At 67.3% G+C, this 17,230-nt stretch carries 19 protein-coding genes; 5 read left to right on the top strand and 14 right to left on the bottom strand.

Annotated features, from left to right (window positions below; all coding sequences use genetic code 11):
• Positions 1 to 51 precede the first annotated feature (51 nt).
• From AACH06_RS15270 to AACH06_RS15255, 4 genes are all read left to right on the top strand, one after another.
• Complete coding sequence (locus AACH06_RS15270; protein ID WP_341426600.1) at positions 52 to 702, top strand: MotA/TolQ/ExbB proton channel family protein; 651 nt, start codon at positions 52 to 54, stop codon at positions 700 to 702.
• A gap of 26 nt (positions 703 to 728) precedes the next feature.
• A complete protein-coding gene (locus tag AACH06_RS15265) occupies positions 729 to 1,229 on the top strand; it encodes a biopolymer transporter ExbD (RefSeq protein ID WP_341426599.1) in 501 nt (166 codons plus the stop codon).
• 37 nt (positions 1,230 to 1,266) lie between these two features.
• Positions 1,267 to 1,761: an ExbD/TolR family protein gene (locus AACH06_RS15260; RefSeq protein WP_341426598.1), complete on the top strand. Its 495-nt coding sequence runs from the start codon at positions 1,267 to 1,269 to the stop codon at positions 1,759 to 1,761.
• 64 nt (positions 1,762 to 1,825) lie between these two features.
• Complete coding sequence (locus tag AACH06_RS15255) at positions 1,826 to 2,926, top strand: AgmX/PglI C-terminal domain-containing protein (protein WP_341426597.1); 1,101 nt, start codon at positions 1,826 to 1,828, stop codon at positions 2,924 to 2,926.
• 353 nt (positions 2,927 to 3,279) lie between these two features.
• On the opposite strand, the gene AACH06_RS15250 is transcribed toward AACH06_RS15255, so the two are convergent.
• From AACH06_RS15250 to gspG, 13 genes are all read right to left on the bottom strand, one after another.
• A complete protein-coding gene (locus AACH06_RS15250; protein WP_341426596.1) occupies positions 3,280 to 3,864 on the bottom strand; it encodes a hypothetical protein in 585 nt (194 codons plus the stop codon).
• 274 nt (positions 3,865 to 4,138) lie between these two features.
• Positions 4,139 to 4,588 carry a DUF2846 domain-containing protein gene (locus tag AACH06_RS15245; RefSeq protein ID WP_341426595.1) on the bottom strand — a complete coding sequence of 150 codons (450 nt, stop codon included), beginning with the start codon at positions 4,586 to 4,588 and terminating at the stop codon, positions 4,139 to 4,141.
• 255 nt (positions 4,589 to 4,843) lie between these two features.
• Positions 4,844 to 6,079 carry a type II secretion system inner membrane protein GspF gene (gene gspF / locus AACH06_RS15240; RefSeq protein WP_341426594.1) on the bottom strand — a complete coding sequence of 412 codons (1,236 nt, stop codon included), beginning with the start codon at positions 6,077 to 6,079 and terminating at the stop codon, positions 4,844 to 4,846.
• A gap of 57 nt (positions 6,080 to 6,136) precedes the next feature.
• The gene (gspE, locus tag AACH06_RS15235) at positions 6,137 to 7,558 is read right to left on the bottom strand and encodes a type II secretion system ATPase GspE (RefSeq protein ID WP_341426593.1); all 1,422 of its coding nucleotides are present in this window, start codon (positions 7,556 to 7,558) and stop codon (positions 6,137 to 6,139) included.
• 24 nt (positions 7,559 to 7,582) lie between these two features.
• The gene (gspD, locus tag AACH06_RS15230; RefSeq protein WP_341426592.1) at positions 7,583 to 9,847 is read right to left on the bottom strand and encodes a type II secretion system secretin GspD; all 2,265 of its coding nucleotides are present in this window, start codon (positions 9,845 to 9,847) and stop codon (positions 7,583 to 7,585) included.
• A gap of 29 nt (positions 9,848 to 9,876) precedes the next feature.
• Positions 9,877 to 10,767 carry a type II secretion system protein N gene (gspN, locus tag AACH06_RS15225; protein WP_341426591.1) on the bottom strand — a complete coding sequence of 297 codons (891 nt, stop codon included), beginning with the start codon at positions 10,765 to 10,767 and terminating at the stop codon, positions 9,877 to 9,879.
• Between the two features lie 29 nt (positions 10,768 to 10,796).
• A complete protein-coding gene (gspM, locus tag AACH06_RS15220; RefSeq protein ID WP_341426590.1) occupies positions 10,797 to 11,276 on the bottom strand; it encodes a type II secretion system protein GspM in 480 nt (159 codons plus the stop codon).
• A 6-nt stretch (positions 11,277 to 11,282) separates the two neighbouring features.
• The gene (gene gspL, locus AACH06_RS15215) at positions 11,283 to 12,803 is read right to left on the bottom strand and encodes a type II secretion system protein GspL (RefSeq protein ID WP_341426589.1); all 1,521 of its coding nucleotides are present in this window, start codon (positions 12,801 to 12,803) and stop codon (positions 11,283 to 11,285) included.
• A 107-nt stretch (positions 12,804 to 12,910) separates the two neighbouring features.
• Positions 12,911 to 13,891: a type II secretion system minor pseudopilin GspK gene (gspK, locus tag AACH06_RS15210; RefSeq protein WP_341426588.1), complete on the bottom strand. Its 981-nt coding sequence runs from the start codon at positions 13,889 to 13,891 to the stop codon at positions 12,911 to 12,913.
• An 8-nt stretch (positions 13,892 to 13,899) separates the two neighbouring features.
• A complete protein-coding gene (locus AACH06_RS15205; RefSeq protein WP_341426587.1) occupies positions 13,900 to 14,571 on the bottom strand; it encodes a prepilin-type N-terminal cleavage/methylation domain-containing protein in 672 nt (223 codons plus the stop codon).
• Positions 14,571 to 14,933 carry a type II secretion system minor pseudopilin GspI gene (gspI, locus tag AACH06_RS15200; RefSeq protein ID WP_341426586.1) on the bottom strand — a complete coding sequence of 121 codons (363 nt, stop codon included), beginning with the start codon at positions 14,931 to 14,933 and terminating at the stop codon, positions 14,571 to 14,573. Before gspI ends, AACH06_RS15205 begins: the two co-directional genes overlap by 1 nt.
• Positions 14,930 to 15,388 (bottom strand): type II secretion system protein, encoded by a 459-nt coding sequence (locus AACH06_RS15195; protein ID WP_341426585.1) that lies wholly within the window; start codon positions 15,386 to 15,388, stop codon positions 14,930 to 14,932. The genes gspI and AACH06_RS15195 overlap by 4 nt, the downstream gene beginning before the upstream one ends.
• 13 nt (positions 15,389 to 15,401) lie before the next feature.
• Positions 15,402 to 15,851: a type II secretion system major pseudopilin GspG gene (gspG, locus tag AACH06_RS15190; protein WP_341426712.1), complete on the bottom strand. Its 450-nt coding sequence runs from the start codon at positions 15,849 to 15,851 to the stop codon at positions 15,402 to 15,404.
• 60 nt (positions 15,852 to 15,911) lie between these two features.
• Between gspG and AACH06_RS15185 the strand changes: the two genes are divergently transcribed.
• Entirely contained in the window at positions 15,912 to 16,514 is a 603-nt protein-coding gene (locus AACH06_RS15185) for a hypothetical protein (protein WP_341426584.1), read from the top strand.
• A 15-nt stretch (positions 16,515 to 16,529) separates the two neighbouring features.
• On the opposite strand, the gene AACH06_RS15180 is transcribed toward AACH06_RS15185, so the two are convergent.
• The gene (locus AACH06_RS15180) at positions 16,530 to 17,228 is read right to left on the bottom strand and encodes a hypothetical protein (protein WP_341426583.1); all 699 of its coding nucleotides are present in this window, start codon (positions 17,226 to 17,228) and stop codon (positions 16,530 to 16,532) included.
• Positions 17,229 to 17,230 lie beyond the last annotated feature (2 nt).

Genomic DNA, 17,230 nt, shown 5'->3' with positions numbered 1-17,230 from the left:
TCGTTCCCTTGTTCCTGCCCTTGCCCACGTGGCCTCTCGGAGAAGATTGAGATGATTACTTTTGACATGGTCGTGAAGTTCTTCAGGGACTGCGGCTTGTTCATCTACCCCAGCCTGATCATCCTGGCGATGGGCCTGTCGATCGCCATCGAACGCTGGTTGTTCCTGCGCCGTGCTCGCACCCAGAACAAACGTGAATGGGCCCAGATGCTGCCCATGCTGCAAGGTGGCCAACTGAAGGAAGTGCTGGGCACGGCGTCGCGTTCGGATTCGGCCATCGGCAACATCGTCACCCATGGCCTCACCCGTTTGCAGACCTCGCGCCGCCGCGAAGACCTGGATGCCGCGATGGAAGAGGGCATGATGGAAATCGTGCCTCGCCTGGAGCGCCGCACCCACTACATCGCCACCTTCGCCAACGTGATCACGCTGGTCGGCCTGTTGGGCACGATCATGGGCCTGATCAAGGCGTTCACGGCGGTGGCCCAGGTGAACCCGGCCGAGAAGGCCGAGATGCTGTCGGCCTCGATCTCGATCGCGATGAACAACACCGCGTTCGCACTGATGGTGGCCATCCCGTTCCTGCTGATCCACGCGTTCCTGCAATCGCGCACCAGCGAGATCGTCGACGGCCTGGAAGCCGCCAAGATCAGCTTCCTGAACCTGATGCAACGCATCGCGCCCGAGCACCCGAACCGCTAACTCACTTCCGCTAAAGGGCTCGCGTCATGCGCGTTCGACGCCTCAAGAAACACCCAGCGGCGCTGGAGATCTCGGCTTTCCTGAACCTGATCGTGGTTCTGGTGCCGTTCCTGCTGTCGACGGCCGTGTTCACCCGCCTGGCGGTCGTGGACATGAGCCTGCCGGCACAGAGCACGGGGGCCGCCGAGCAACTGCAGGTCGACCAACTGAAACTCGAAGTGGTGATCCGCCCGGATGCCATCGAAGTGGGAGACCGCATCGGCGGGCTGATCCAGCGCATCGCCAATACGAGCGGCAATGCGCCTGATCTGGTTGCACTGAATGCGCTCATCACCCAAATCAAGCTGAAGTTCCCGGACCAGCGTGACGCCAGCGTGCTGGCCGAGCCTGACACGCAGTACGACAAGCTGGTCAAGGTGATGGACGCGGTGCGTTCGACGCACCACAAGGAAGGCCACCAGATCGTTCGCAACGAACTCTTCCCCGACATCGCGATCGGCGACGCGCCGGTCGTTCGCAAACCTTGAGGCCTGAAGGGCACTGAGGGCTCAAAGGGAACTGACGATGAAACTCACACCGCTGCAAAAGCGCGCTTATCACAAGCAGCGCAACACGCAGCAGCTGGACTTGAACCTGACCGCGCTGGTCGACGTGTTCACGATCCTGATCTTCTTCCTGCTGTCGAACTCGACAGAGGTCGAAGTGCTGCCGGCCTCCAAGGCCGTCACGCTGCCGGAATCGAACGCCGAGAAGAGCCCGAAGCCCACGGTGGTCGTGCTGGTCAGCGGCACCGACATCGTGGTCGAAGGCCGCCGCATTGCGATGGTCTCCGACGTGATGGCGAGCCCGGAAGACCTGATCGCGCCGCTGCAGGCCGAGCTTCAATTGCTGTCGACCCGCCAGGTCGTGAGCCAGGACAAGCAGGGCGAGGCACGCGCCATCACGATCATGGGCGACAAGGACATCCCCTACCAGTTGCTGCGCAAGGTCATGGTCACCTGCGCCCGCGCCAACTTCAGCGACGTCTCGTTCGCACTTCGGCAGAAGGCGGACGCATGATGAATCGCTTGTCGACCCTCACCGCGCCGCTGTCCACGATGCCCCTCGCATGCGAGGTGCAGGCATGAGCGCGCTGTCCGTATCGTTCCAGAACCGGGTCCTCGCCTGGTCGGTGCCAGAGGAAGACGATCGGCGCTTCCGGGCCGTTTCCAGCTGGGTGATGGGCCTGTGCCTGCTGTTCGCCCTGTTGTTGCCGTGGATCCCGCTGCCCGAGCGCACGCGTGAAGACGCGGTGCAACCTTTGCCGCCCCCGTTGGCCAAACTGTTGCTCGACGACAAGAAGCCGCTGCCGCCGCCCACGCCTGCCAAGCCGATCGAGACGGCCCAGGCCCAGGCTGAGCCCGTCAAGCCGCAGAAGAAGCCCGACGAGCCCACCCTCAAGGCGGAGCGCGACAGGAAACAGCCGCCTGTGGCCGAGGCGCGCAACCCCATACCGGGCAAGCCGCCGGGTGAGGCGCTGGATGCGGCACGCCGCAAGGCCACCGGCGTCGGCCTGCTCGCGATGAAGGACCAACTGACAGAGCTGCACAGCGCGCCCACCGCCGTGCAACTGAACAAGGAAGCCATCAAGCCGGGCCTCGGTGTCGGAACCGGCGTTGGCGCCGGTGTCGGTGCGGGCAACGAGCAAGGCATCCCCGTGCGCTCGATGATCACCTCGAACGCCACGGGCGGATCGGGCGGCATCAACACCGCCGGCTACAGCCGCAACACCGGTGGCGGTGGCTTGGCAGGGCGCTCCACGACGCTGGTCGAAGGCACCGCCGGCGGTGGCGGTGGCGGCGGTCCGGGCGGCGGTGGTGGTTCTGCCATGGGCGGCAAGGGCACGGGCGCCGGCTCACCTGGCGGCACGCTGCAAAAGGGCAGCAGCGGCAAGGCCTCGCGCTCCATCGAAGAGATCCGTCTTGTCTTCGAACGCAACAAAGGGGCGATCTACGCGATCTACAACCGTGCGTTGCGTGAAGACCCTGGCCTGCAGGGCAAAGTGGTGGTCGAGCTGAAGATCGCCCCGGCGGGCCAGGTCGTCAGCTGCCGGATCGTCTCGAGCGAGCTGAAGGCGCCCGAACTCGAGCAGAAGCTGTTGGCTCGCATCCAGCAGTTTGACTTCGGTGCCAAGGATGTCGACCAGATGGTCGTCACCTACCCGATGGACTTCCTCCCGTCGTGATGACATGACGCCGCCGCCGCAGGGTCTGCCTTGCGGTCGCCGGCCTGGAGGCTACCGGCCGCCCCGGGTGGGGCGGTCGGGCACTTCGTGATGCGCGTGCCTGAACGGCGCCCTCGTCGCGCCCGACGCGGGCGCTTCGTGCGCGGCAGCTCGATGCGTCGGTGACGAGGCGGCACCGCGAGGGAGTGATGGCGCCGCGTCCGAAGCAGCGGCGGCGGCTGGCAGGCTTCCGTCTTGTGGGGCGGCCATGGCCGCCCAGCCCGACGTGACCGCAGCGAACCACCAGGTCGCGGCCCCCACGATGCACCGCCCCCGACTGGATCGCGGCAACCCGTTCCAGGCCATGGCCAGGCTCAGCAACGGCAATCGGGCGCGGGTGCAGTGCTGACCACCTTACCGGTGTAGGTGTTCACCACCTCGTCGACGCAGCGGCCGCTGTCGCGATCGAGCAGTCGGCGCCTGACCAGGCCATTGCCCAGCCATTGTTGGCAGACGACCTCAAAGTTGCCGCCCCCAACGCGGGCCGCGGACACCACGGACGCCACGAGCAACGCAGGAGGCGGTGAAGGTGCCGCCGCCTGCGCCGTGGCGATGAACCCGAAGCCTCCGGACACTTGGTCGATCACCGATTCCAGCGGCACCCAACGGTAGGCCGTGACCCCGCTGGGCGACTTGACCCGCACCAGCACATGCCCCGACTGGCACACGACGGCATCGACCTGCAGGTTCTGCGGGGTCGCGAGCCCATCGAACGGCGCGCTCGCGCAAGCCAGGTTCTCCTTCCAAAGCCGGTTCTCTCGCAACGCGGGCAGCACATCGGAGTAGGGCACGCCCAACAGCAGTGAGCCCGCCAACTGCAGAGGGGCCGGCAGCGCCGCGACGATGAGACCACCGAGCGCAGAGGCCTGCTTGGGGTGCTCGGTCACCCACTCGAGCAACCGATGCCACCAAGGCGGCAACTGTCCCGAGGGACGTGAAGACTTGCGCCTGCTTGCGCCCGGCGCAGGGCGGATGACATCTGGCATGACGCGCTCCCTGGCAGTGCGCCCCCCAGGCCGGCGGCATGGCGGAGCAACATGCAGATTGAGCCCGCTGGCGACGTCGAAGCGCATCCCCACATTGACGGATGGGCGTCTCCTCGATCAAGGGGCGCCGCTGCGGCCAGGTCTGCCTCAGTGCGCCGTTCGGATCACGGCTCCCTTGTGGTGGCGCTCATGGATTGGCCTGGATCAACGAGCACTCCGAGACCCCCTTGCGTCCCTTGTCGGCATCCACCAACTGCAGCTTGGAGCCGCCAGACATCATGCCCATCTTCACCTCTTGCCAAACGAAGTAGAGCTTTCCCGCCTCTGTGTCGATGTCAAGAACGGACCCATCGCCCTGCGAAGTGATGCGATGCTTTCCCGGTGGCAAGTCGAACTTGAAATAGGAGTTCGGACCCGTGCTCCCCATCAACTTGCCGTTGACGCTCACCGGCATTGACAGGGCGGCCCCAAGGGTCTCGTTTCGGTACACATACACCTGAGCGACATCCGCCTTCGGCTGAAAGGCCTTGGCCGCTGCGTCGGCCTGCGCCGGCGCCTTGTTGACGCTCGCACATCCGTAGAGCAGGGCAAAGCTTGTAATCGCCAACCACTTTGCAATCGACGCCATGAAACTCATGAGGAGATCTCCTTGTGCTTGGTTGAGAGGCCGACTCGCCGGCGGCCGCCACGAGGAGGAAAGACTCTCCGCATCGCATGTCGAAGAGCTTTCTTGATTCACCCCCTCAGCGGAGATGCGGGCCGACAGCCCTTTCAGCATAGGCGAAGCGCGCCGGCCATCCAAGCACCCCACAAACGCCAGGGTTCACGCCCCGGCATATGTGTTGGAGGACTTCGGAACTGAGCGCCGGGCGAACGGGACCGTGACGTCGAACTACTTCGCCCAGGTATTGAGCTGGATGATGGGCATCAGCACCGACAGCACGATCAGCATCACCACCAGACCCATCGCCACGATGAGCAGGGGTTCGAGGATGGTGGCCACGGCCAGGGCGCGGCGTTGCACTTCGCTGCCCAGCTGGCGTGCGGCGCGGTCCAGCATCACCGGGAGTTTGCCGGTCTGTTCACCCAGACGGGCGAACATGGCCAACAAACCCGGGAAGCGCTTCTTGGCGGCTAACGCGGAGGCCAGCGGCGCGCCCTCCCGCACCTGCACCAGCGCATCCATCGCATCGGCTCGCATCGCGCGGTTGCCCAAGGTCTCTGCTGCGGCCTGCAAGGCCTTGAGGATGGGCACGCCCGCACCCGCCAGCATCGCCAGCGTGCCCGCGAACCGGGCCGCGTTGTAGCCTCTGGCCAAGCGGCCGAACAGTGGCAGGCGAAGGGTGGCGGCGTCGAAGCGCTCTCTGAACGCTTCGTTGCGCAACGAGAAGCTGAGCGACACCAAGCCGCCGATCAGTGCCAGCACCACCACCCAGCCGTAGCTGCGCACAAACGCGCTGATGGCCAGCATCATGACCGTGAGGGTGGGCAGTGCACGTTTGGTGCTCGTGAAGACAGACGCCACCTGCGGCACGACGTAGGTGACGAGGAAGGTGACGATGACCACCGCGATCAGCGACACGATGGCCGGGTACAGCATCGCGCCCAACACCTTGGCCTTCAACGCCTGCCGGTCTTCCAGATCGTCGGCCAGCTTTTCGAGCACACCGCCGAGCGCGCCGCTGGCTTCGCCGGCCGCCACCACCGCCCGGTACACGTCGTCGAATTCACGCGGGCTGGAGGCGAGGGCGCGGGCGAACGAGCTGCCGGCGTTCACCTCGCTCTTGAGGTGGGCGACCAACTCGCGCTGCTTCGGGTCTTCAGCCTCGTCGGCCAGCGCGGTCAAGGCCCGCTCAAGTGGCAGGCCCGAACCGACCAATCCGGCCAGCTGGCGAGTCCAGACGGTGAGGCCGCTGGCGCTGAAGGCGCGGCGGCCGATTTGCATCTTGGCCCCGAAGCCGGCGGCGCTGCCGTCGGCGCGCGCTGCGCCGCCCACCGCCGTCACCGACAGCGGGACGAGGTCTTTGGCGCGCACCTGCGCACGCGCAGCCTTGGCGTTGTCGGCCTCGACCAGGCCGGTCGTCGTCTTGCCGGCGGCGTCGAGGGCTTCGAACTTGAAGGCGGGCATGTCGTTAGGTTCGTCGGGGGCGGGGCTGAGCCGATGGTGCGCGGCGGCAGGGCCAGGTTACTCGCGGGTCACGCGCAGCACCTCTTCATTCGAGGTGATGCCTGCATCGATCAGCCGTTGGCCGTCGTCGCGCATCGTGCGGAACCCGGCCGCCTCAGCGGCCACGTACAGCGCACTTTCGGAGGCGCGGTTGTGGATCAGCGCTCGGATCTTGTCGTCCACCACCATCAGCTCGTAGACGCCCGTCCGGCCCTTGTAGCCCGTGTGGGCGCATTCGGGGCAACCCACCGGATGCCACCGCCCGCGCTCGTCCTGCTTCTTGCAGACCGGGCACAGCTTTCGGACCAGGCGCTGCGCGAGCACGCCCAGCAGGCTGGAGCTGAGCAGGAACGGCTCGACGCCCATGTCGGTCAGGCGGGTGACGGCCGACAGCGCATCGTTGGTGTGCAGGGTGGCCAGCACCAAGTGGCCGGTCAGCGAGGCCTGGATGGCGATCTGCGCGGTCTCGAAATCGCGGATTTCGCCGATCATGATCACGTCCGGATCCTGCCGCAGGATGGCGCGCAGCGCGGTCGCGAAGGTGAGGTCGATGGCCGCATTGACCTGGGTCTGGCCAATGCCCGGCAGCTCGTATTCGACCGGGTTCTCGACCGTCAGCACATTGGTGGTGGCCGTGTCCAGGCGGGACATGGCGGCGTACAGCGTGGTCGTCTTGCCCGAGCCGGTCGGGCCGGTGACGAGCACGATGCCGTGGGGCTGCTGCACCTGCCGGTTGAAGGCGGTCAGCACGTCGCCGCTCATGCCCAGGCTTTCGAGGCTGAACTTCGCCTCGGTCTTGTCGAGTAGACGCAGCACCGCGCGTTCGCCGTGGGCTGAAGGCAGGGTGGACACCCGCACGTCGATCGCGCGGCCGCCGATGCGCAGGCTGATGCGGCCGTCCTGCGGGAGGCGCTTCTCGGCGATGTCCAGCTCGGCCATGATCTTCAGGCGCGAGATCAAGGCGGCGTGCAGCGCCTTGTTGGGCTGCACTACCTGGCGCAAGGTGCCATCCACTCGGAAACGCACCGACGAGCTGCGTTCGTACGGCTCGATGTGGATGTCGCTGGCGCCGTCTTTTGCGGCCTGGGTGAGCAACGCATTGAGCATGCGGATGATCGGCGCGTCGTTCGCCGCCTCCAGCAGGTCTTCGACCGCTGGCAGCTCCTGCATCATGCGCGAGAGGTCGACCGCGCTTTCCACTTCGCCCACCACTGCCGCAGCGCTCGCCTCGCCGCCGGCATAGGCCTCGGCCAAGCGCTTGTCGAGCGTGTCGGCGGCCTCGGCCTCCATGCGGTCGATCGCGTAACGGCGCAGCACCTCAGTGAGTGCGCTGCGGGGTGTGGAGTCGGCCACGCGCAGCACGAGCTGGCGACCGTCGTCTTCCAGCAGAAGGGTATTGGCCTTCGCGAAGGCGTAGGGCAGCGGATGGCGTTGGCCCATGGGGTTGCCTCTTTCTCGCGCGGCTTACTGGCCCGGTGCCGGCGTCGGCGCCGGTACGGTCGTTCCGGCACCTGGCGTGGCGGTCGGCGGCACCACCACCTGCTGGTTGGGCAGGCGGCCAGGCTGCCGTTCCGGCAGCACGAGGTTTCCATCCACCGGCACGAGCATGGTCGGATCGCGCTGGATGCCCTGCTGCACGGCGCGGATCGCATCGTAGCGGTCGACCATCATCTGCTCGGCCTGTTGCGGGGAGCGGATCACCACCGGACGCAGGAACAGCATCAGGTTGCTCTTCGTGCGGCTGCGGCCCTCGTTCTTGAACAGGTTGCCCACGATGGGGATGCTGCCCAGCAAGGGCACGGCATTGTCGCTGTCGCTGTATTCGTCCTTCAGCAGGCCGCCCAGGACCATCATGCTGCCGTCGTCGACAACCACCGTGGTTTCGATCGAGCTTTTGTCGGTGATCTGGCTGACACGATCGCGCAGGGAGCTGTTCTCCTGGAAGATGGTCATGCGCACCGTGCCGCCTTCGCCGATCTGGCTCTTGATGCGCAGCGTGATACCCACGTCCTTGCGTTCGATCGTCTGGAACGGGTTCACCGCGCCGTTGCCGGTGCCGGTGTTGGTGAACGAGCCGGTGGTGAATGGCACGTTCGAGCCGATGACGATCTTGGCCTCTTCGTTATCGAGCGCGACCAGATTGGGCGTCGACAGCACGTTGGCACCGGTGTTCGTTTCGAGGAAGCGGGCCAGCGCCCCCAGCGTGTAGATGCCCGCGATCTTGCGGAACACGCCGACGTTCAGGCCGTTGCCCAGCAGCGCGCTGGGGCTGGTGGTGCTGGTCGAGCCCGAGCTGACGGCCGCCGCTCCCGACAAGGACAAGTCGATGATGTTGCCGGTCGAGCCGAAGTTGGTGCCCGCCACACCGACCACGTTGGAATCGGTGCTCGAATTGCCGAGCAGGCTCTGCCACTGGAAGCCGAATTCGGCCGCTTTGGTGGCGTCGACCTTGACGATCAGCGTCTCGACATACACCTGCGCGCGGCGGGTGTCGAGTTGGTCGATCACCTGGCGCATCTGGCGGTAGACCGGCTCGGGCGCCGAGATGATCAGTGAGTTGGTGGCCGGGTCGGCCTGGATCTGGCCGCCGGTCGACGGGCTGGCCGATGCCGCGACGGGCGTCGTGGCCGCGGCGCTCATGCCCGATGAGGTGCCCCCCGCGCTGGCAGAGCTGTTGGCCGGCACGTTCGGCGTGGGGCGCGACACGCCGGCACCTGAGCTGAAGCTGCTGCCGCTCGATCCGGAGGTGCTGGCCGCCGCGGTGCCGCTGGCGATGGCGGCACGCAGCACTTCGGCCAGTTTCACGGCGTCGGCGTTCTTGAGGTAGACGACCCAGATGTTGCCGGCCGGGCCGCCGCCCGCGATGGGCTTGTCGAGCTTCTCGATCAGCGACTTGACGGCGTTCATCCGCACCGGATTGGCGGTGCGAACGATGAGCGAATTGCTGCGAGGCTCGACCACGATCGAGGTGGCCGCGGCCTGGGTGTTGGCGCCGCCCGGCACATTGGCGCCGCCGCCGCCTTCGGTGAGCTTTTGCAGCAACGGGGCCAGGTCGGCCGCCAGGGCGTGCTGCACCGGGATGACCTCGACTTCCGACGCTGCCGGCTGGTCGAGTGCCGCGATGATCTTGGCCAGACGCTGGAGGTTGTCGGCGTAGTCGGTGATGATCAGCGTGCCGTTGGCCGGGTTGGCGTTGATGGTGTTGTTGGCACTGATCAGCGGCCGCAGCACCGCCACGAGGTTGTTCGGGTTCTCGTGGTTCAGCCGGAAGATCTGCGTGAGCACCTGGTCGCCGCGCACGGTGGGGGCACCAACGATCACGGTGCCGGCCTGCAACTTGGCTTCGGCCTCAGGCAGCACTTTCAGGATGCCGGCGTTCTCCACCACCGTGAAACCCATGCCACGCAGCGCCGCGAGATAGCTGCGCCAGGCCTCTTGCGGGGGCTGTGCCTTCTCGCTCGTGACCGTGATCTGGCCCTTGACGCGAGGGTCCACGACGATCTGGCGATCGAGCATCGCGCCGATGGCCTTGGACACGGCCTCGATCTCAGCGTTGACGAAATTCAGTGTCACGGGCGCCTTGGCCCGCGTCTTGGGCATCGGCGGCTCGATCGGTGCTTCGTCCGACTGCGCCTGCGCCACTGGCGTGAAAGCCATCAGCGCGGCCAGGGCCACGGGGGCCCAGCGGTCACGCCATGCGGCGGTAGGGCGAGCGAGCGGGTTCTGCATGGATTGAGGGCGGTGGTGCAAAGTCATGATCACCCGATCGAAATGACGGCCGAAGCGCCGTTGCGGCGGCCGATGATGTTCAGCAAGTTGTTCAAAGAAGGCTCGAAGCCGGGCGCCGCACGCGCGTCACCGTTGAATTTCAGGCCGCGATCACTCAACTGGCCGTTGCCGTTGAGCTGCAGCGCACCTTCCAGCGTGCGCAAGGTGATCGCGGGGCGGTCGCCGTCGGCGCCCCCGCTGATGCCGATGCGGTAGCTGCCCAGCGCATCCAGGGTCGACAGTCGAGACGAAGCTTGCAGCCAGTCCAGATCGGCCTGCCCTTTGATCTTCCATGCGTTGCCACGAGACTCCAGCGTCAGCCCTTGTGTGGCCAACCGCAGTTGCCCGCCTGGACGCAGGGTGTTCCAGGGCGCGCCCAGGCCTTCCAGCCAGGCGGCCGGCCAATGGCCCACGCCGTTGGCGCCCGGCTTGATGGTGATCGAGCTGGTGCTCCAGCCGGGGCGCCATTCGAGTTCGAGGCCGGGCTCCAGGCAGCAGGCTTGCGACAACTTCAAGCGCAGCCCGCCGAAGAAGGGCGAAACCGACCAATCCAGCCGGGATGGCAGGACGGCCGCGTCTTTGCTGCCGGCGCCACCGGTGAGCACCGGCAGCGCGCTGCCGCCCCAGATGCTGCCTTCGGCCTGGGCCAACACCAGGCGGCCGCGGGTTGCACTGGCGACCCCATCGGCCAACCACGACGCGGGGGCGTACGCCACCAGTGCGTATAAGGCTCCCAGCACTGAGCCCGCCACCGCCCAGCGCCCCAGGCGGGCTGAGCTCGCGGCGGTCTGCAGTCCGCTGCGTGCCCGGCGCATGCCCACGAGGATGCTGTCGTCGAACGTCGACAGGCTCCAGCCGGTGCGAATGGGGGATTTGGCCATGGGCTCGGTTCGTGGTGCGGCGCTCGAACTCAGGGCGTTGCGGCCAGCGTGACCACGACCTGGCCCGTCAACCCGCCATTGGCCCGGTTGATGGTCATGTCCACGGGGCGCGCCCGGGCGCCGCTGCGGACATCCGACAGCCAGGTGCGCAACGCTTCGGGCGAGGCGCCGGTGAGGATGAGCGTCGCCCGGTCGCCGGCCTGGCTGAGTTTGCCGGTCGTCCCCAGCCTGTCCGTGGCCGATTTCAACGCTTCGGCGGCTTGCGCGGCATTGACCGGAGGCTGGGCCTTCAGGTCACGCGCTTCGCCGGCCAGTCGGCGCATCTGCAGCAGGTCGATCTCCAGTGCGCGTTGTTGAGAGGGAACGGTCTTCCACGTGTTCCAAGCCGAATACAGGCCCACGTACCAGAGCAGCAGCACGCCGATGGCCGATGCCCCCACCGAGACGAGCATGCGCTCGCGAGGCTGCAGGCGCGCCCAGCGCTGTTGGAGTTCTTGTTGTCGTTTCATCGCGCCTTACCTCTCGACGCTGTTTTCCACGCCGGTCGGCGAGCGGCCGGGCATGCGTTGCGGCTGCACGGGCGCGGCACCGGGGCGCGGCGGCATGCTGCCCTGCGGCCCCAGCGCGCCCGCGGGCGGCATGCCCTGCGGCACAGCTTGTGCACCGGTCCCGGGCGGCGCCATCCGGGCCGGTGGCGGGGTGACGGGGGCGCCGCCGGGCGCCGGACCCGCGCCGTTCGGCGGCACACCAGGCCCGCCGCGCGAAGGCGCCAGCATCGGCCCGGGGCCTGGCTCGGTGATCTTGGCGCGCGTCAGCGTGAGGCGGCCCGGCACCGATTCGGCGTCGTAGCCCAGCGGGCGCAGGCGGCCGCGGAAGGCCTCCACTTCCTGTGGGCTCCAACCCGGGCTGCTGATGATGAGCTGACCCGGTTCGAACTTCACACTGTCTGCCGGTGCGCGTGAGGCCGGCCAGGCGGCTTCGGCGGCATACATCAGCGGCTCCAGGTCGGCTTCTCCCGGCTTGCCGGCGGAGGCCCGCAACAGATCGATCTCTTTCTGCATCTGTGCGGGCGGATCGACGATGGCGCGCACCTGCGGGAAGGTCGTCTGCAGCAAAGACGTCATGGCCGCCTTCTGCCGGCTGAGTGCCTGGCGCTGTTGCCAGGCCCACACATTGGCGCCCACCAGGTTCAGCACCAGCAGCGCTGCCACGCCGAAACGGGCGGGCCGCCAGGTGGGGGATGTCCACAGTTGCTGCAGCAGCTCTTTGGCGGCCCGGCTGCCGCGGCGTTGCGGCACCAGATCGAACTGGCGCAGGTTCCAGTCGCCACGCGAGGCGTTGAACAGGAACTCGGTGTTCGACAGGGCGGCCACGTTGCCGCCGGCCAGTCGCACCGCATCGGTTGCGCACTCGGGCTCGGAGGTCCAGCGCACCGGGATGTCGCCGCCCAGGCGCGAAAGAAAGATGCGGGTCGCGTCACTCTCGGCGGGCAGGCACAGCGGGCCCTGGCTGTCGCGCCAGGCGATCTGGGTGCCAGGGTCGCTGCCATCGGGCAGGGCCTCGCTGCGGAAGAAGTGGCCGGCGGGGGCGTCATCGGGTGCCCAGGCAGGCACCACGCGGTCGACCGTCATGCCATCGGCTTCGAGCGACTGCAGCTGTGCCTTCAGCCACGATCTGCTCAAGGCCGCGACCCACACCGAGTCGCCGGCCTTGGCCTGAGGTGCCAGGGCCAGGTGGAGCTCGCTGTCATCTTCCAACAGCACGTCTTCCAACACGCCCGCCAGGGCGGCACGCAGCTTCGCAGCTGGCGCCTTGGGCAGCGTCACTCGGTGCCAGGCCACGCCGTGCGGCGGGATCACCGCGACCACCTCTTGGGCTTTGGGCAGCTGCGCCGGCGCGCCTCGCCCGGCCTGCAAACGCGAGCCGCTGTCGGCGCTGTACACGTAGTCGTACTCGGCCGGCGCGAGTGCAGCGCCCGCAGCCCCGTGGGACGACAGCCGGGGCGGCACGGGCAGGGCAACGATCAAGGTCGACATGGATGCGTGTTCAGCAGAACCGGTTCACTCGATGCAGCGGAAGGGGCCGCTGCGCACGGGGCGCTATTGTGGCGTGGTGCGCAGGGGCCTCCCTGGGCTGGCGATTGTCATTCATGGGGGAGCCGTTCTCGGCGGATGACGACCACCTCAAGGTTGCGTCTGGTGACCAACGTCAGCTCACGCAGCATGAAGTTTTCGTAGCGCAGCTCGCCCAGAATCTCAAAATTGTTCGAGCTGACGCCCACGTTCCCTGCGTCCGACAGCTGGGTAGCCACTTTGTCGGGCAGCAAGGGCTTGATGTCATCGAGCCCGCGCACGTCGACCGACAGGCGCTTCTGAGCGAAGCGCTCGGCGCTGCCACGGTCGAGTCCGTCGAGCACCGCCACCAGCACCTCGGGCGGCGCCGTCAGCAGGTTCACCGGGGTTTCCCCGGGGAGGATGATCACGTAGGGTGACAGTCGGCGCACCGCATCGGCATCGAGCCCGAACCAGGTCAGTTGCTGCACGCGCTGAGGGGGCAGCGGCGCACCCGGCGCCACTTGCTCTTCGTCGTCGAGTTGGTCCTCAGCGAGGTCGGCGCCCTTCATGCCATCGGCGATGCGAATGGCCGTCTCTGGCGGCAGGCCGAGCACCTCGCACAGGCGCTTCAGTTTGGCCAGCTCCTTGGCCGCCTCGGCATCATCATCGACGATCAAGTTCTTCAGGTTGTAGCGTGACTGCGCATCGGTGATCTGGCCTGAGAGAAAGGCTTCGAGGCCGGTGTCTTCGGTGTTGTTCTTGTCGGTGGCCAGGAAATCCGACAGCTTCACGTCTTTGATCGGGGTGTTCCAGGGCTCGTTCAGGCTGTCGACCTGGCCCCGCTCCCGGTCTTGGGCATCGGTGCGCAGGATGATGCGGGCCCAGTCGGTCGCCCCTTCGATCAACCAGGTCGCCTGCGAGCGGGCGCGTTCGGCCGACTCGACCTCGATGCCCTTCCATTGCTGCCATACCATGCCGGTGGCCAAGGTGGCCACCAGCGTGACGATCAGCATCGCCAGCAGAATGGCCGCGCCCCGCTGGGCCCGGCGAACCGCCGGGCGTTGAATCATGAGCCGGCTCATTGCGAAGGCCTCACGAGCAGGTCGCGCGTCAACAGCCCCGTGGGCAGCTTCAGCACCAGGCGGACGCCCGTGGGCAAGGCTTCGTTCTCGCCGCCGATTTGGGTTCCACCTCCGCCATCGGGCGGGGGCGATGGCGGTTGCTCGACGTCGCCGGTGGATTGGGCGTTGCTCCAGGCGTTGCCTCGGAAGAAGTAGACCTGCTGGGTCTCCACCTGCTCCAGCATTTTCAGCGCGTCCCCGCGGATCGCGGCCCACTGCTGGCTGCGGATCCACCACTCCTGCAGATCCTGAATGCGGGTCACCGGCGGCGCCGCCCAGCGGTACCACGTGCCTTCCTGCAGTGTCCACACCACCAGCTGGATGCCGCCCGGGCCTCGCCGCGTCATGCGCAGGGAGGCACCATCGAACTTCAAGCCGGGCGCGGCGTTGCTCTGCTGGATCTGGGTGAGGTCTTGCTCCCACTGCGCCATCACCGTGCCCAGCCGCAAGGCGACCTCGCCGCTGCGCTCGGCGCCTTCACGTGCACGCATCAGGCCGTCAATGCCTTGCCAGGCCATGGTCGTCAACACCGCCATGATCAACAGCGCGACCATCACTTCCACCAGCGTGAAGCCGCGGTGGCGTCGCGGCGCCGAGGCGCGCGGCGATGGGCGGGGGTGACGCGGCATCAGTACCTCGGCATCAGCACCGACAGGTGCGTCAAGGGTTGGCCGCGGCTGTCTTGCACGTTGGTGTCGACCATGCGGAAATTCGGGTTGAACGAGGGCCGCACGATCAGCGTGACCGTGTAGGTCTGCCCCAACTCGACGCACTCGAAGCTGTTGGTGCCCACGTCAGGGAACTGCTTCGCCAGCTTCATGCCCGTGAGCCGGTTCTCGGCGCACCACTGCGCCAGGGTCACATCCGACAGGCGCTGCGAGTTGTCCAGCAGCGTACCGGCGGCGCGGCTGCCCGCGGCCAGGGCAATCGCGACGATGGCGACAGCGACCAGCACTTCCACCAGCGTGAATCCGCGCGCGTGGCTCGTCATGGGGACTGCTCCGGCGCCACCACGACAAAAGGCCCCAGGCCATCGGTGGCGAGCACCAACTGCCGCTCTTCGATGCGCAGCGCCACGCGTTGAGCACCGATCACGGGCTCAGGTCCCAGGCGAATCACCGGTGCGCCGATGACCTCGCCACGGGTGCGCTCGTCCAGCCACTGGTTCGGCAAGCCGGCCGACTGAGACAGGCCGGTGAAGGTGAAGCCGTTGCCTTGTTCGCGTTTGGGCTGCCAGAGCACCTCGATGCCCTCGGCCCGCGAGCGCGCGCGGGCGCTCTCGAACAGCGCTGCCAGGCGGGCGCCTTCTTCTTCCAGGCGGCTGGCATCGGCATCACGCAACGCCAGCGTCGTCATGCCCGCGGCGATGCCGATGATCATCACGACCACCAGCAGTTCGAGCAGGGTGAAGCCGCGCGAGCGCGCGCGCTTCGGGCTTTGCCACATCGAGGCGGCCGGCTTACTGCCAGGAGCCGACGTCGGCGTTGTTGCCTTCACCGCCCGGCTGGCTGTCGGCACCGTAGCTGAAGACGTCCACATCGCCCTTCACGCCGGGGTTGGCGTACTGGTAGGCATTCCCCCAGGGGTCGTTAGGCAGCCTCTCGATGTACACGCGCCAGTTCGGCGGGATCGTGCCAACCGTCGGCTTTTGCACCAGCGCCATTAGGCCCTGCTCAGCCGTCGGGAAGCGGTTGTTGTCGAGCTTGTACAGCTTGAGGGCCTGCATGATGTTGCCAACGTCGGCCCGTGCCGCGGTGACTTTGGCCTTTTCGGCGTTTTCAAGCACGCCCGGCACGATCAGCGCGCCCAGCACGCCGATGATCACGACCACGACCATGATTTCGATCAGCGTGAAGCCGGCTTGGGCGCCGCGGCGGGCGGTGGTGGCAATGCGGTGCGGAACGCTCATGATAGGGAGACGGCGGCAAAGGCCTTCTGTGTAATAAGTGGCATGAATCATAATCGTCGCATGGCATCGCGATTGTTAACACTGGCCGTGTGGGCACTGGTTCTGGCCAGCGCCATGTTTTGGGCGCTGAGGGTCTTCGCGTCGCAAACCGGGCTTCCCCCGGACACGCAACTGTCTGCTCCGACGCTCGCCAAGGGCGGTGAGTTCCGCAAACTGCTCGGCACGTCGGAAAAGGTGGAGGACGACGACGACGATGTCGCCTCGACCAGCGACCGCTTCCACCTGTTGGGAGTCGTGGCGCCGCGTGGTGCCGGGCAATCGCCGCAAGGCGTCGCCTTGATCGCTGTCGGTGACGAGCCGCCGAAGGCCTGGCGCACGGGCAGCGTGGTCGATGGTGACACGGTCTTGCTCGCCGTCAATCAACGTTCCGTCCAGCTAGGGCCGCGCGGCGGGCCCGCCACGACCGAGCTGAGCCTGCCGGAGCCGACCCCGATCTCGGCACCCGCTCACGCGGGTGTTCACCAGCTGTCGCGGCCGGTGCCGATGATGCCGCAGGGCGTGCCCGGGCAGGTGCCCATTCCCCATCAGGCGGCGCCGTCCGCCCAGCCGATGCAACGCAACGCGCCGCCGGATCAGGAAGACGAAGACAGCGAAGAAGACTGACGGCCCGGCGGCTGATCAGGGCGTGCAGCGCCGCGGCGGCTGCGGTACGAAATCCCACCCGTAGGGGCCATCGCGCAGCTGCAGGCTGCCCTGCGAGGGTTGCCCCGGGCAGGCCGCCGCCGCCTCCGGCCAGATCCACTCCAGGCGCACGGCCGCGCCGTCTTCGCGCCAGCTCTTGACGGCCCAGCTCAGCCCCGTGGCCGCTTCAAACCGGTACTGAAGCGACAAGCGCGGCCCAGATCGCTGGTACAGCGCCAGCACATGGCCGCTGGCCACCACGAAGTGACGGCCACCTGGGCCGCCCGAGGGCAGCGCGTCCACCCGCAGCGGCGGCTGCCCGCTTTCCCCCACCAGCCAATACGCCGGCGGGTGGGATGGCGCAGCGACCCGGACGATGTGCAGCAACACACCATCGAGCCGGCCGAGGTACACATGGGTTTGCGGCGGCTGATCGACGAAGCGCGAGGCCGGGTGAAGGCCGAACTGCAGCGTCAACTGCGCGCCCTCGCGCTTGGCGGCCCCCGAGCTTTCCCGGAGGGCTGCTGTCTCCAGTCGGCCGAGGCAGGCCGTGTCCGAGCCGCATTGCTGGATCGTCTCCAGCCCCACGGCGCACGCTGACGCTGGCGCCAGCGTGGCGCCCATGAAAAAGGCGGCGGGCCCGCAGACGAGCCTCGCCGCCTTCACCATGCCATTCGGCTGCTTGCAGGCCCTCATGC

The organism is Ideonella lacteola (assembly GCF_038066555.1).
GTDB classification, from domain to species: Bacteria; Pseudomonadota; Gammaproteobacteria; order Burkholderiales; family Burkholderiaceae_C; genus Ideonella; species Ideonella lacteola.
Note: the sequence above shows the minus strand (reverse complement) of the source record. Positions and strands in the feature narration are given on the sequence as shown.